We start from the raw sequence: 14,513 nt of genomic DNA, 5'->3' as shown, positions 1-14,513 counted from the left end.
GACTTAGGCCGACCGCTCAGCGCCGGCCAGGTATCCAGCTGCCGCCGGCAGCCGCCTGGCGCCTGCGTGCACTGATGGCGCCACCGACGATGGCCGCGGCCAGCGCGATGCCGCCCGCCAGCCACGACAGCACCGGCACGATGGCGGCCGCAGGCGGCTTGCGCTCGACCAGTTGCATGCCCTGCACGGGCTGCGGCTGGTTCGGCGCGGGCGCGGGCGCAGGCGCGGGTACGGGTGCGGGCTCGGCGGCGGCAGGCCTGGGTGGTACCGCCGCGGGCCGCGGTGGCGCGGCAGCAGGTGCCTGCAGGCCATAGCCCGGTGCCGCGGCTTGGGCCTGCTGCTTCAGGTACTGGTTGAACGCCCGGTTGTTGCTGACGATGTCGTGCCGCTGCGCCAGCGTCTTGAGCAGCTTGTCGTCGGCCTTCCAGTAGCCCTTGCGCGCGGCTTCGAGCATGCGCTCGATCACCTGCGCCTGGGCCTGCGGGGCGTTCTTCTCGAACCATTCGTTCAGGCCGAGCTTGTGCTTGTCTTTGCCATAGACCTCGGCAAACTCGGTCCACTGGTCGTCGCGCACGACCTCCGGCGACACCGCGGTCCAGCCCCAGAAGTTGTTGACGGTGTCGAGGATATTGAGCCCACCGCTGTAGCCCTCGGCCTTCATGCTTTCGATCCAGCCGGGATGGAAGTAGCGCGTGCGCAGTTCGCTGGCGAGGAAGCCGGCGGCGGTCTCGGTGCGCGCGTTGTTCGCATCGCGCAGGTTGGAGATCAGCAGCTCCGGCGCCTTGCCGGTCAGGTGCCGCACCGCCAGGCCAATGCCGCCCAGATACTGGAACGGATTGTCGGTAGTCAGCATCCCGTACAGGTTGGAGCTGCGCGCCAGCAGCGCGCCGTCCACCTCCTTCGGGTTCCCGGCATAGAGGTTGACCTGCGGCAGCGCCTCGCCCCAGTGCTGCTCGTCGGGACCGTAGGCGTACTGCATGCGCGCGAGGTAGAGCTTCGCCAGCTTCGCATCGGCTTCCCGTCCGCTGCCGAAGGTGTCGGTGGCCATGGTGGCGTCGTTCAGGCCGGTGCCGTAGTTGCCCGATTCGCTGGCGAAGATGCGCGTGACCGCCAGGGCATCGAGGCGATCGGCGGCCGTCGGCGTCCATCACCGGGCCGTCGAAGGTGAGCACGCGCGCGTGGCGCGCTTCCAGGCGGTGGATCAGGTCGTCGATAAAGGCGCTGTCGAGGCCCGACACATAGGCCTGGTGGATGGCGATGCCGATCACCGGGCCTTCGCTGCCAGAAGCCGCCAGTGCTTCTTGCGGCGAAATGGTGATGACTTGCGCCAGCTTGGGGTGGTAGTAGGCGGCCTTCGGGAACCCTTCGGGAACGCGACCGGTGCGGGGATGCCATCATCGGCGCGCATGCGGAACTGCTGCGCGGCGAGGGTGCGCATCATCGCGCTGAAATTGGCGCGGCCGCCGTTGACGTAGTACGCGTGCAGCTGCGCGGCAAGCTTGTCGTCGACGCCATGCGCCTCGATCAGCACGCGCGGCACGCGCGCCTGGGTCCAGAGCGGCCCCAGCGTCTGCAGCATCGCCGTGACGATATGGTCGCGCGGCGCATCGACGATCAGCAGGTCGGCACCGTTGATAAGGGGCGCGAACGTCCTGCGCCGGCATGCGCTCCAGATACTGCGCTTCCAGCGTCATGCCCTGCGCCTGAGGGTTAAGGGGGACGAGGAAAGTACGCCTCAGTGCTGCTGCACCGTCTCCCCAGGCACCTGCACCGGCAGCTTGTTCCCGTCCGAGTCGATCTGCAGCGGACCCGTGCCCGAGAACTTGTCCAGCGCCAGGTAGATCACCGGCGTGATGAACAGCGTGATTACCTGCGAGAACAGCAGGCCGCCCACCACGGCCAGGCCCAGCGGCTGCCGCAGCTCGGCGCCGGCACCAAGACCCAGCGCCAGCGGCAACGCCCCCATCACCGCCGCAAAAGTCGTCATCATGATCGGCCTGAACCGCAGCAGGCACGCCTGCCGGATCGCCTTCGCCGGCGTCATGCCCTGTTCGCGCTGCGCCGCCAGCGCGAAGTCGATCATCATGATCGCGTTCTTCTTGACGATGCCGATCAGCATCAGCACGCCGATCACGGCGATCAGCGACAGCTCGATATTGAAGATAAACAGCGTCAGCAACGCGCCCACCGCCGCCGAGGGCAAACCCGCCAGGATCGTCAGCGGGTGGATATAGCTCTCGTACAGCACGCCCAGCAGCGTGTAGATCACCGCGATGGCGGCCACCAGCAGCACGATCTGCGTGGCCTGCGACGACTGGAACACCGCCGCGTCGCCGCCCCAGTTGGTGAAGATCGAGGTCGGCATCGCGATCTCCTGCCGGTAGCGGTCGATGCGCGACGACGCATCGCCCAGCGCCGCGCCAGGTGCCAGGTTGAACGACACCGTCACCGAAGGCAGCTGCCCCTGGTGGTTGACCGCGATCGGCCCGACCCGGCGCTCGGTGGTGGCGAAGGCGGAGATCGGCACCATCTGGCCGGTCTTGCTGCGCACGTAGAGCTTGGAGAACGCGGTCTCGTCGACGCGGTCGATATCGGCCGCCTGCAGGATCACGTAGTAGTTGTCGATCGGCGTGTAGATGGTCGACACCTGCCGCTCGCCGAACGCGGAATACAGCGCGGTGCGCACGTCCTGCATCTGCACGCCGAGCGCATTGGCCTTGTCGCGATCGATCGACAACTGCGCCTCCAGGCCCGACTGCTGCGAATCGCTGGTGACATCGCGGAACAGGCTGTCGGCGCGCATCTTCGCCATCAGCTTGTCGGAGTACTCCTGCAGCTGGCCGGCCTTCACGCTTTGCAGCGTGTACTGGTAGCGGCTCTTGCTCTGGCGCCCGCCCAGGCGCAGGTTCTGCACCGGCGAGAAGTACACCGCCAGGCCCGGGATGCCGGACACATCCTTGCGCAGCGACTCCACCACCGCGGGCATTTTGGCGCGCTCGCCGAGCGGCTTGAGCTCGATGAACATGCGCCCGGTGTTGATCGCGGGCGAGGGGCCGCCGCCGATGGAAACCACCACGCTCCTGACCGCGGGGTTGGCGCGCATGCGCTCGGCCGCGTCGCGCAGGCGCGCGGCCATGGCATCGAAGGAGATATCCTGCGGGCCTTCGGCGTTGACCTGGATCTGGCCGATGTCTTCCTCGGGGAAGAAGCCCTTGGGGATGATGACGAACAGCACCGCGGTCAACGCAAACGTCAGCCCTGCGACCGCCAGTACGGTGCGGCGATGCGCGAGGCACCAGTCCAGCCCGCGCGCATAGCGGTGCAGCGTGAACTCGAACAGGTTCTCGAACCACTGCGTGGAGCGCATGCCGAAGGTCTGCTTCTGCGCGATGGCGGGCTGCGCCGACGCGTGGTCGCCGTAGGCATGGTGCGATTCATCCACCGGCACGTTCTCGGCCGACAGGAAGCGCGCGCACAGCATCGGGATCAGCGTCAGCGACACCAGCGCCGATACCAGGATCGCCAGCGACACCACCGCGGCAAATTCATGGAACAACAGCCCGATCACGCCCGGCATGAAGAAGATCGGGATAAACACCGCCACCAGCGAGATCGAGATCGACAGGATGGTGAAGCCCATCTCGCGCGAGCCCACCAGCGCGGCCTTCAGCGGCGGCACGCCGTCCTCGATATGGCGCACGATGTTCTCGAGCATCACGATGGCGTCGTCCACCACCAGGCCCACGGCGAGCGTGATTGCCAGCAGCGAGACGTTGTCCAGGCTGTAGCCGAACGCCTTCATCAGCGCCACCGTGCCGATCAGCGAGATCGGCAACGACACCGTCGGGATCAGCGTGGCGGCGGCGCGGCGCAGGAACAGGAAGATCACCATCACCACCAGCGCCACGGTCAGCGCCAGCGTGAACTGCACGTCGTGGATCGATTCGCGGATCGAGCGCGAGCGGTCGTTGACCACCGACACGCTGACCGAGCCAGGCATCTGCTGGATCAGGCGGGGCAGGGCGGCGTTGATCGAATCGACCACCGCCACGGTGTTGGCGTCGGGCTGGCGCAGCACGGCCAGCACGATCGAGCGCTCGTTGTTGAGCCAGCTGCCGGTCTTGATGGTCTCGACGCTGTCCTCGACCTCGGCCACGTCGGAGAGCCGCACCAGCGCGCCGTTGGGCTGGCTGGCGACGATGATGTTGCGAAAGGCGTCGGCGCTGGTCAGCTGCCGGTTGGCCTGGATCGTCAGGGTCTGGCGCGCACTGTCGAGCGTGCCCACCGGCGTGTTGGCGTTGGCGCGGTTCAGCGCCGTGGCCAGTTCGTCCAGCGTGAGGCCGCGCGCGGCGAGCGCGTCGGGGTGGGCGCGCACGCGCACGGCAAAGCGCTTCTGCCCGAAGATCTGCACCTGCGCCACGCCCGGCAGCGTGGCCAGCGTGGGCGAGATCAGGTTGTCGCCGAAGGCATTCAGGTCCGCCAGGCTCATCGCCGGCGAGTTGATCGCCAGCAGCAGCACCGGCGCGTCGGCCGGGTTGACCTTGCGGTACGACGGCGGCACCGTCATCTCGATCGGCAGCGAACGCTGCGCGCGGAACAGCGCCGCCTGCACGTCCACGGCCGCGTCGTCGATATCGCGGTCGCTGTTGAACTCGATGGTGATGCTGGAATTGCCGAGCGTGTTCTGCGAGCTGATCACCGTCACGCCGGGGATGGTCGCGAACTGCTTTTCCAGCTGCGTGGCGACCGATGCCGCCATCGTCTCCGGGCTGGCGCCGGGCAGCGTCGCGGTGACCTGGATCACCGGCGAGTTGAAGCTGGGCAGCGCGGCGATCGGGATGGTCGGGTACAGCACGATGCCGGTGACCACCACGGCCAGGCACAGCAGCACCGTCATCACCGGACGGCGGATACAGAGTTCCGACAGCGTCATGGCTCAGTGCCCCGCTGCGCCGTTGGCCGTGCGTGCCGCGGCGGCGGCCGATGCCGCTGCGGCGGGCGCCTCGCGCACCAGCGCGCCGGGGCGCAGGTTCTGCGTGCCTTCCACCACCACGCGGGCGCCGGGCTGCACGCCCTCGACCACAGCGGCGGCGGCGGTGGTGGTCACCACCTGCACCGGCACGCGCGCGACCGTGCTGTCGGGCTGGACCACGTAGACGAAGCGGCCTTCAGGGCCGGTCACCACTGCCTGCGGCGGCACCGACAGCGCGCCCTTCAGGGTCTGCACCACGGCGCTCACGGTAGCGTAGGTGCCGGGCCACAGCCGCTGCTCGTCATTGTCGAACTGCGCCTTGACGCGGATGGTGCCGTATTGCGGATCGACGGTGTTATCCACAAAGGTGATCTTGCCGGTCACCGGGGTCTTGCTGCCGTCGTTGGGCTGCGCGGTGACCTGTACCGGGCCGGCCCGCAACGCCTCGCGCAGCGCGGCCAGCTGCCGCTCGGGCAGGGTGAAGGTCACGGCGATCGGCTGGACCTGGGCGATGGTGACCATCGGCACGCCGCTGCCGGGCATCACCAGCGAGCCCGGGAAGGCGTTGATCACGCCGGTGCGGCCGCTGATGGTGGCGCGGATCGCGCCATAGCTGATCGCCACGCGGCTGGCTTCGATGGCGGCCTGGTCGGCGCGCACGGTGGCGGCGAAGCCGTCCACCTTGGCCTGCGCGGTGTCGATCGCGCTCCTGGAGATGAAGTTGCGCTCCAGCAGTTCCTGGCTGCGCGCCAGCGTGCGGCGGGCGTCGGCCAGGTCGGCCTGGTCCTTGAGCAGCTGCGCCTGCGCCTTGGCCAGGTTGGCCTCGTCCATGCGGGTGTCGAGCGAGAACAGCAGGTCGCCCGGCTTGACGGACTGGCCTTCCTTGATATGGACGATGCGCACGGTGCTGGACACCTGCGGGCGCACCTCGACCGTGGATAACGCCGAGACATTGCCGTTGGCCGAGACCTGCAGCGGCACGTCGCCCTGCTGCACGCGCGCGGTGGACACCACCACGGCGGCAGGCGCCTTGGGCGCCGGCTTGGGCGCGAGCCAGGTGCGCCACGCCAGCCAGCCAAGGCCGGCCAACACCAGCACCACGGCCACTACCGCCCACGGCGATACCCGGCCACGCCCGGTCCCGGCGGCCGCGCTCCAGTTCCTGTCGACGAAGCCCTTGGGCTGGTCGATCCTGTCAGTTTTCATGTTGTGTGGACCCTCTGCACCCGTCTTCGCGCCACTCCCCGTGATCCGCCCGGCTTGTTGTCATGAAATGTCGCCGGTGCGTGTGCGCAAAGACTCTACTAGTACCGCGCTTCGCCGCCAGGGGCCAGCGCCGCATATTACAGTCCGTTACAGGACCTGCAAGGGTCGCGTGACGGGACGGCGCCAGCAAACGCCGTCCGGACCACGGAGAAGGCCGGGGATGTGGGTAGCGGGGCGCTTGTATGGTTAGACAAACATTATCAGAAAAGCTGCCGCCGGCCATCGCGGCGCCACTGATTGACGCTGTCGACCGAGAGTTCGCGTGGCCCGGCCTGCACAATGACGGCATCGCCGGCGCGAACTGAACCCGGCCGCACCACGCTGAGGTAAACGCCCGTGTAGCCGCTCTGGACCATGTCCCGCACCGCATGGCGGTAAGCCATGGCGGCGTTGAACTTGTAGCAGGGCTGGCGCGGCGATTCCACCCGCAGCAGCGCGGTGCCCACGCGCAGCAGGTCGCCGACCCACAGGTCCGCTTCGACCACCCCTTCCAGCGTCAGGTTTTCGCCCAGCGCGCCATAGGGCAGCGGCCGGCCCGACTCTGGCTGCGAGCAGGCGCGGCGGCGCGCGTTCCACCAGGGGTAGTGCTCGGCCGGATAGGCGTAGAGCGCCTTGTCCAGGCCGCCGTGCACGGTCAGGTCGGCCTGTTCGTCGCCGGCCATGCCCAGCGCCAGCACCTGTACGCAGATCGGGTGCAGCAGCGTGCTGACCGGGTGCTTGCGGATGCCGGAGAGCACCACCGCCTCGGTGCCCGCGCCCGCCACCACCAGCGGGATGGCCTTGCCCAGGCTCACCGCCAGCACACGTGCACGGGCCTGCCAGGGTATGGAATCGCTCACATGCACCCCCGCATCGGTGGTTGTGGAAAGGGATGTGGATAAGCTGCGGATATCCCTGAGGATAACGGGCGGATAACGCTGTGGAAAAAGGCTTGGTGCGGTGCCTCACCAGACACGGTGGCAAGGGCCGGCGCGCCCGGGGCGGGCTGGCGGCACGGCCGTCGGGCCCGCCCCGCCTGGGGATCAGGCCTGCTGTGGCGCCTGCTGGCGCTGTTCCTGGCAGCCGAGCGCGCGGGCACGTTGCGACACCGCCAGCGCCGCCAGCATCAGCGCCGCCGCGCCCCAGTGCAGCGAACCCGCCCCCGCCAGGGTGTAGATCGCGGCACCGGTCATGGCGCCGGCTGCCTGACCCAGGTAGATCGACGAGGAATTGAGCGAGATCGATACCGAGGCCCGCTCCGGCGCCAGCAGCACCAGGCGCGCCTGCTGCGCACTGTTGGTGGCAAACCCGCCCACGCCCCACAGCATGAACAGCAGCACCAGCGCCACGCCGCCCAGCCCGGCCAGCGGCCACAGCACCATGGCGGTGATCGAGGTCAGCAGCGTGACCTGCACGATCCGGCTCGGCGTGACCCGGTCCATGCGCGACGCGGCCACGGCGTTGCCGAGCACGCCGCAGGCACCGTAGGCCAGGAACATCAGGCTGAGCGTGCCGCCGCTGATGCCGTACTGGTCGCGCAGCAGGGGGGCAATATAGGTAAACACCGTAAACATGCCTGCCGACGAGATCATGGTGGTCAGCACCACCAGCATGATCGGTTTGTGGCGCAGCACCGCGCCCCAGGCCTCGCGCCCCACCGGCGGCACGTACAGTCCGCGCGGCAGCGCGCGCCACACCGCCGCCGACACCAGCAGGGCCATGACGCCCACCAGCGCCATGCTGACGCGCCAGCCCAGCGTGGACGAGATCCAGGTGCCCAGCGGCACGCCCACCACGCTGGCGATGCTCCAGCCGAGGAAGACAAAGCTGATGGCGCGCCCGCGCGTCTGCGCATTGACCAGCAGCGGCAGCGTGGCCGCGGTCTGGGGCGTGTAGATGGCCGCGCCGATGGCGGTCAGGAAGCGGATCGCCATCAGCGCCGCGAAGCTGGGGGCGAGCGCCGCGGCGAGGTGCATGACCGCATAGATCAACAGCGATCCGGCCAGCAGCAGGCGGCGGTCGATGCGCGAGCCCAGCGTGGCGAACAGCGGCGCGCCGACGCAGGTCGCCAGCGCAAACACGGACACCAGCTGACCGGCACTGGCGGCGCCCAGGCCGAAATCGCCGGCAATGTCGTTCAACATGCCGGTAACGATCATCGCACCGGTGCCAATGACGAAATTGCCGACGCAGAGCGTCACGAGCCTGGGGTCCATGCCGGCCTTGGGGAGGGATGCGCGCGGGCGCTTGTTGTTGTCGGGGCTGCCGCGGGCCATTGCGGCCGGGGGAAGTCCCGAGTGTAGCGGCTTCGGGGGATTCGCGTTCGCGGCGGAATTTGCGTCCGCCGCAGCGATCACCGTGCGAACGGGGCTTCCTCTCCCGCAGGCGGGAGAGGGAGCAAACCGGCTGGGGGAGACGCGCTCAGCGCGACAGCGCCGGCGTCAACGCCTTCGGATTGACGATGCAGTCGTGCTTGCCGCCCAGCACATCCAGGATGTTCTGGAACGCCGTGCGGAAGTACAGCTCATAGCTGTCACGCTCCACATAGCCCAGGTGCGGCGTGCAGATGCAGTTTTCCATCCGCAGCAACGCGTGCCCCTGCAGGATCGGCTCGGACTCGAACACGTCGACCGCTGCCATGCCGGGACGGCCCCGGTTCAGCGCGGTAACCAGCGCGTTCTCTTCCAGCAGCTCCGCACGGCTGGTGTTGACGAAGAGCGCGGTGGGCTTCATCCGCGTCAGGTCGGTCAGCTTGACGATGCCGCGGGTGTCGTCGTTCAGGCGCAGGTGCAGCGACAGAATGTCGCTGTCGGCAAAGAACTGCTCCTTCGATCCGGCCACGTCCAGGCCGTCGGCGCGGGCCGCTTCCTGCGAAGCCTCGCGGCCCCAGACCAGCACCTTCATGCCGAAGGCGCGGCCATAGCCGGCCAGCAGCCGGCCAATCTTGCCGTAGCCCCAGATCCCAAGCGTCTGGCCGCGCAGCACCTGGCCCAGGCCGAAGTTGGGCGGCATCGTCGTCGATTTCAGGCCCGACTGCTGCCAGGCGCCGTGCTTGAGGCTCGCCACATACTGCGGGATGCGCCGCTGCGCCGCCATGATCAGCGCCCAGGTCAGCTCGGCCGGGGCCACCGGCGAGCCCACGCCTTCCAGCACGGCGACGCCGCGGTCGGTGGCCGCATCCACGTCAATATGACTGCCCGGGCCCGCGCCGACCTTGCCGGTCTGGCTGATCAGCTTCAGTTTGGGCAGTTTTTCCAGCAATTGACGGGTGATACGGGTGCGTTCGCGGATCAGCACCACGGCTTCCACGTCGGACAGGCGCGCGGCCAGCTGGCCCACGCCCTTGACGGTGTTGTTGAACACCTTGACGTCGTGCCCCTCCAGCAAGCTGAAGCATGGCAGCTTGCGCACAGCGTCCTGGTAATCGTCGAGTACGGCAATCTTCATCGGCAACTCTGGTTGTCTACCGGCCTTTGTGCCGGTTGGTGCGCGCGGCAACGGAGCCGCGCGCCGGTCAACAGTATTGTTGAATACCCCTCGCCGGCGCTACGCAAACATACCCGCCGTGCGACGGGTATGCCGCGCCAGCCGGCCGCGGCAATTGCTGCGCAGCAAAAAACAGGGGGGTGCGCCAGTGGTATCCTTGCCCGCTCCGGTGTCGCCGCGGATTGTCGGTCGAGCCCTGTTCCCAGGTTTGCTCCCAGCCTTGCTCCCGTCACGCAGCCCCATCCGGACAAAGCCCACCCGGCGCGCGCAGCCACCCCTGCGCGGGCGAAGCGCAACTTTAGCGCAGCCGCAGGGACCGCCGCGACCTTTGCATAACCCGGGTCGCCGCGGAGTTGTAACGGGATGTGACGATTCGGATATCTGATGTTACCCACATCCTGTGACGATCGCGGATTTGCCGCCCGCCGGCCAAGGCTTTGCAAGGTTTCCCATTCCCTTACTTCCCTTTACGAACCGGAGTTGCAGTATGAACCACCCCACGATGCAAGGCACGGCGCCAGTCAACGCACCGGCCTGGGTCAAGCACCCGAAGCTGGTGTCCTGGGTCGCGGAAATCGCCGCCCTGACCAAACCCGACAATATCTACTGGTGTGACGGGTCGCAGGAAGAATACGACCGCCTGTGCGAGCAGATGGTGGCCGCCGGCACCATGAAGCGCCTGAACCCCGCCAAGCGCAAGAACTCTTTCCTGGCGCTGTCGGACCCCTCCGACGTGGCCCGCGTGGAAGACCGTACCTTCATCTGCTCCGAAAAGCAGGAAGACGCCGGCCCGACCAACAACTGGACCGCCCCGGCCGAGATGCGCCAGACGCTGAACGGCCTGTTCGAAGGCTGCATGCGCGGCCGCACGCTGTACGTGGTGCCGTTCTCGATGGGCCCGCTGGGCTCGCCGATCGCCCATATCGGCGTGGAACTGTCAGATTCGCCGTACGTGGCGGTGAACATGCGCATCATGACGCGCATGGGCAAGGCCGTATACGAAGTGCTGGGCAGCGACGGCGAGTTCGTGCCGTGCGTGCACACCGTGGGCAAGCCGCTCGCCGCCGGCGAGAAGGACGTGCCGTGGCCGTGCAACCCGACCAAGTACATCGTCCATTTCCCGGAAACGCGCGAGATCTGGTCGTTCGGCTCGGGCTACGGCGGCAATGCGCTGCTGGGCAAGAAGTGCTTCGCGCTGCGCATCGCCTCGACCATGGGCCGCGATGAAGGCTGGCTGGCCGAGCACATGCTGATCCTGGGCGTGACCTCGCCCGAGGGCAAGAAGTACCACGTCGCCGCCGCGTTCCCGTCGGCCTGCGGCAAGACTAACTTCGCCATGCTGATCCCGCCCAAGGGCTTCGAGGGCTGGAAGGTCACCACCATCGGCGACGACATCGCCTGGATCAAGCCGGGCAAGGACGGCCGCCTGTACGCGATCAACCCGGAAGCCGGCTACTTCGGCGTGGCCCCGGGCACCAGCGAGAAGACCAACTTCAACGCGATGGCGACGCTGAAGGAAAACGTCATCTTCACCAACGTGGCGCTGACCGACGACGGCGACGTGTGGTGGGAAGGCATGACCAAGGAAGCGCCGGCGCACCTGGTCGACTGGCAGGGCAAGGACTGGACCCCGGAAACCGCCAAGGCCACCGGCGCCAAGGCCGCGCACCCGAACGCCCGCTTCACCGCGCCGGCCTCGCAGTGCCCGTCGATCGACGAGAATTGGGACAACCCGGCCGGCGTACCCATTGATGCGTTCATCTTCGGCGGCCGCCGCTCGACCACCGTGCCGCTGGTGACCGAGGCCCGCAACTGGACCGAAGGCGTCTACATGGCCGCCACCATGGGTTCGGAAACCACCGCCGCGGCCGCCGGCCAGCAAGGCGTGGTGCGCCGCGACCCGTTCGCCATGCTGCCGTTCTGCGGCTACAACATGAGCGATTACTTCGGGCACTGGCTCGAACTCGGCAAGAAGCTGGAAGCCGCGGGCGCGAAGCTGCCGAAGATCTACTGCGTCAACTGGTTCCGCAAGGACGCCGACGGCAACTTCGTGTGGCCGGGCTTTGGCGAGAACATGCGCGTGCTGTCGTGGATGATCGATCGGGTCGAAGGCAAGGGGCAGGGCGCCGAGCATGTGTTTGGCACGACGCCGCGGTATGAGGACATCAACTGGAATGGTGTGGAGTTCTCGCCGGCGCAGTTCGAGCAGGTGACGTCGATCGATCGCGATGCGTGGCGCAAGGAGCTGGCGCTGCATGATGAGCTGTTCACGCAGCTCAAGCAGCATCTGCCGCAGGCGCTGGCGGAAACGCGGGCTAAGCTGGGCAAGCGGCTGGAGGGCTGACGGTCGGCGCTGGTTTTCTCCCCTCTCCCGCCTGCGGGAGAGGGTCCGGGGGAGAGGGCTGGAGTGTCAAAGGCTGACGCCTGTGGGCTTAAACCGTTTGGCCCCGCTTGATGTGGCTCCTTGCTAGCCCACCCCTCTCCCCGGTCCCTCTCCCCATGAGGGGAGAGGGAGAATACCTTGCTTAGGCGAGTTCGAGCGGCTTTGGAGCACCCAAAACCGCTCTCCTCTTTAGCGTCGTGGGGCGCCTATCATCCCGCCTCGCTATCCCCCAACGTCTCCACCGCGTACTTCACCAACCCCGCGCGCCCCTCGATCCCCAGCTTGCGCTTCAGGTTGAGCCGGTGCGTTTCCACCGTGCGCACCGACACCCCGAGCTGCACCGCTATCTCCTTGTTGGCCATGCCACGCCCGATGCAGCCAAGAATGTCGCGCTCGCGCCGGGTCAGCGCATCGAGCGGGCCAGGGCTTTGCTCCGCCATGCCGCGCGCGATGCGGGCGCTGTAGAACACGCGCCCCGCCAGCACCGACTGGATCGCCGCCATCAACTCGTCAGCCGGCGCGTCCTTGAGCACATACCCGCGCGCCCCGGCGCGCACCGCCTGCCGCACGTATTCCAGGTTGTCGTGCATCGACACGATCAGCACCGCCAGTTCCGGATAGCGGTCGTGCAACGCCGCCGCCAGCGCGATGCCGCCCATGCCGCGCATGCCGATATCGGTGATGACGAGGTCCGGCAGCTCGGCTTCAGCGGCACGGTCCAGCCACGCCAGCGCGGCCTCGCCGTCGTCGGCCTCGCCCACCACGCGCAGCCCCGGCTGCAGCGCCAGGTGCATGCGCATGCCGTCGCGCACCAGCGCGTGGTCGTCGATCAGCAGCACGCGGGCGGGTGCATCGGCGCTGCCGGGGGCGAAATCGGGAAACTGGGTCATGACTGCGAGGGTCCTGCTGAAACGGGATCGTGCGGAATGGCCGTGAGCTTTGCTGCAGGCTTTGCCAGCGGCAGGGAAGCGACCAGCTCGGTGCCGCCGATGCCGGAGACGATGCCGAACTGCCCACCCAGCGCGGCGATGCGCTCGCGCAGGTTGCGCAGGCCGATGCCGCGCTGCGGGTCGAGCTGCATGCGCGCCACGTCGAAGCCGCTGCCATCGTCGCGCACGGTCAGGCGCGTGGCGTCGGCATCGAACGCGAGCAACACGCTCACGCGCCGCGCACGGGCGTGGCGCTCCACATTGGTCAGCGCTTCCTGCGCAATGCGGAACAGTGCCGTGGCCTGTTCATCCGGCAGCTCGCGCGGCGTACCGGATTGCGTCACCGCGATCTCCAGCCGGCTGCCGCCCTGCATCTCGCGCGCCAGGTGCTGGAGCGCGGCGTAGAGGCCCAGGTCGTCGAGCAGGGCGGGGCGCAGGTTGCGCGCCACGCGCCGCACTTCGTTGAAGACGGTGTCGAGCCGGTTCAGCGCCATGCCCAGCACCGGCGCCACCGCGGCGCCTTCAGTGGGCGCCAGCCGCAGTCGGTTGGTGGCGGTCTCCAGCACCAGCTTGACCGACACCAGCAACTGGCTGATGCCGTCGTGCAGCTCGCGCGACAGCCGCGCGCGTTCCTCTTCCTGCGACTGCACCACGCGCTGCGCCAGCTGGCGCAGCTTGGCATCGGCCTCGCGGTGTTCGCTGACGTTCAGCGCCAGGCCGCTGGCGGCCACCAGCAGGATGCTGATCGCGGCGATCACGCCGATCCAGGCCATGGTCTCGCGGATATCGGTCTCGGCGCGGGCGTCGAGCTGGCGCAGCGTGCTTTCCACGTCATCCAGGTAGATGCCGGTGCCGAGCATCCAGCCCCACTCAGGCACCGCCACAACGTAGCCGAGCTTGGGGGCAAGCTGCTGCGACGAGGGCTTTTTCCACAGGTAGCGCACCGCGCCGCCGCCATTCCTGGCCGCGGCGATCAGTTGCTGGATGGTCAGCGCACCCTGGGGATCGCGCATGGTCCACAGGTCCTGGCCGACCAGCTCGGGCTGGCGCGGATGCATCAGGTTGCGGCCCTGCAGGTCGTACAGGAAGAAGTAGCCGTCAGGGCCGTAGTCGAGGCCCGCAAGTGCCTCCATCGCCGCCCGCCGGGTGTCGGCGTCGTTGCGTCCGGAGCGCACCATCGGCGCGATCGCGCTCTGCGCCAGTTCTACGTAGTGGCGCAGCTCCATTTCCTTGCTCTGCAGGTAGGCGGCTTCGACCAGCGCGCGTTCATGCTGGGCAAGCTGGGTGGCCTGGTAGCGCACGGCAAGGGCAATGCCGAGCATGGCCACCGCCAGCGGCGCCACGGCAAGCAACAGGATCTTCTGGCGGAGTTTCATCTGGGACCGGGGGTAAACACCGACGCCGCGCAGGCGGCATGCCACCGTCGATTTGCGTAGTACTACGCAGAAGTGCTGCGTAGTTACGCGCTTGTGCGGGGTTTGGCGGGTGTCAATACTAC

General features: G+C 68.0%; 10 protein-coding genes. 1 reads left to right on the top strand and 9 read right to left on the bottom strand.

The features are described from left to right. Nucleotides 1–16: 16 nt before the first annotated feature. From K307_RS25350 to K307_RS25320, 7 genes are all read right to left on the bottom strand, one after another. Nucleotides 17–1,114 (bottom strand): cobaltochelatase subunit CobN, encoded by a 1,098-nt coding sequence (locus K307_RS25350; RefSeq protein ID WP_080745226.1) that lies wholly within the window; start codon nt 1,112–1,114, stop codon nt 17–19. A gap of 150 nt (nt 1,115–1,264) precedes the next feature. Then, the gene (locus tag K307_RS25345) at nt 1,265–1,579 is read right to left on the bottom strand and encodes a hypothetical protein (protein ID WP_042883620.1); all 315 of its coding nucleotides are present in this window, start codon (nt 1,577–1,579) and stop codon (nt 1,265–1,267) included. A gap of 156 nt (nt 1,580–1,735) precedes the next feature. Beyond that, on the bottom strand, nt 1,736–4,933 hold the full coding sequence (locus tag K307_RS25340; RefSeq protein ID WP_042883619.1) for an efflux RND transporter permease subunit: 3,198 nt from the start codon (nt 4,931–4,933) through the stop codon (nt 1,736–1,738). Nucleotides 4,934–4,936: 3 nt separating this feature from the next. Further along, nucleotides 4,937–6,178: an efflux RND transporter periplasmic adaptor subunit gene (locus K307_RS25335; RefSeq protein WP_042883618.1), complete on the bottom strand. Its 1,242-nt coding sequence runs from the start codon at nt 6,176–6,178 to the stop codon at nt 4,937–4,939. Between the two features lie 260 nt (nt 6,179–6,438). Beyond that, nucleotides 6,439–7,077, bottom strand: a complete 639-nt coding sequence (locus K307_RS25330; protein WP_042883617.1) for an MOSC domain-containing protein — start codon at nt 7,075–7,077, stop codon at nt 6,439–6,441. A 183-nt stretch (nt 7,078–7,260) separates the two neighbouring features. Beyond that, the gene (locus K307_RS25325) at nt 7,261–8,433 is read right to left on the bottom strand and encodes an MFS transporter (protein ID WP_042887396.1); all 1,173 of its coding nucleotides are present in this window, start codon (nt 8,431–8,433) and stop codon (nt 7,261–7,263) included. Nucleotides 8,434–8,638: 205 nt separating this feature from the next. After that, on the bottom strand, nt 8,639–9,664 hold the full coding sequence (locus K307_RS25320) for a D-2-hydroxyacid dehydrogenase family protein (protein ID WP_042883616.1): 1,026 nt from the start codon (nt 9,662–9,664) through the stop codon (nt 8,639–8,641). Nucleotides 9,665–10,190: 526 nt separating this feature from the next. Between K307_RS25320 and K307_RS25315 the strand changes: the two genes are divergently transcribed. Continuing rightward, on the top strand, nt 10,191–12,047 hold the full coding sequence (locus K307_RS25315) for a phosphoenolpyruvate carboxykinase (GTP) (RefSeq protein WP_042883614.1): 1,857 nt from the start codon (nt 10,191–10,193) through the stop codon (nt 12,045–12,047). Nucleotides 12,048–12,295: 248 nt separating this feature from the next. On the opposite strand, the gene K307_RS25310 is transcribed toward K307_RS25315, so the two are convergent. Continuing rightward, complete coding sequence (locus tag K307_RS25310; RefSeq protein WP_042883613.1) at nt 12,296–12,976, bottom strand: response regulator; 681 nt, start codon at nt 12,974–12,976, stop codon at nt 12,296–12,298. Next, nucleotides 12,973–14,391, bottom strand: a complete 1,419-nt coding sequence (locus K307_RS25305) for a cache domain-containing protein (protein WP_042883612.1) — start codon at nt 14,389–14,391, stop codon at nt 12,973–12,975. Before K307_RS25305 ends, K307_RS25310 begins: the two co-directional genes overlap by 4 nt. Nucleotides 14,392–14,513 lie beyond the last annotated feature (122 nt).

It is taken from the genome of Cupriavidus necator A5-1 (assembly GCF_000744095.1).
In the GTDB taxonomy this organism is placed as follows: domain Bacteria; phylum Pseudomonadota; class Gammaproteobacteria; order Burkholderiales; family Burkholderiaceae; genus Cupriavidus; species Cupriavidus necator_A.
The sequence above is the reverse complement of the archived record's forward strand: the minus strand, read 5'-3'. Positions and strand labels throughout refer to the sequence as shown.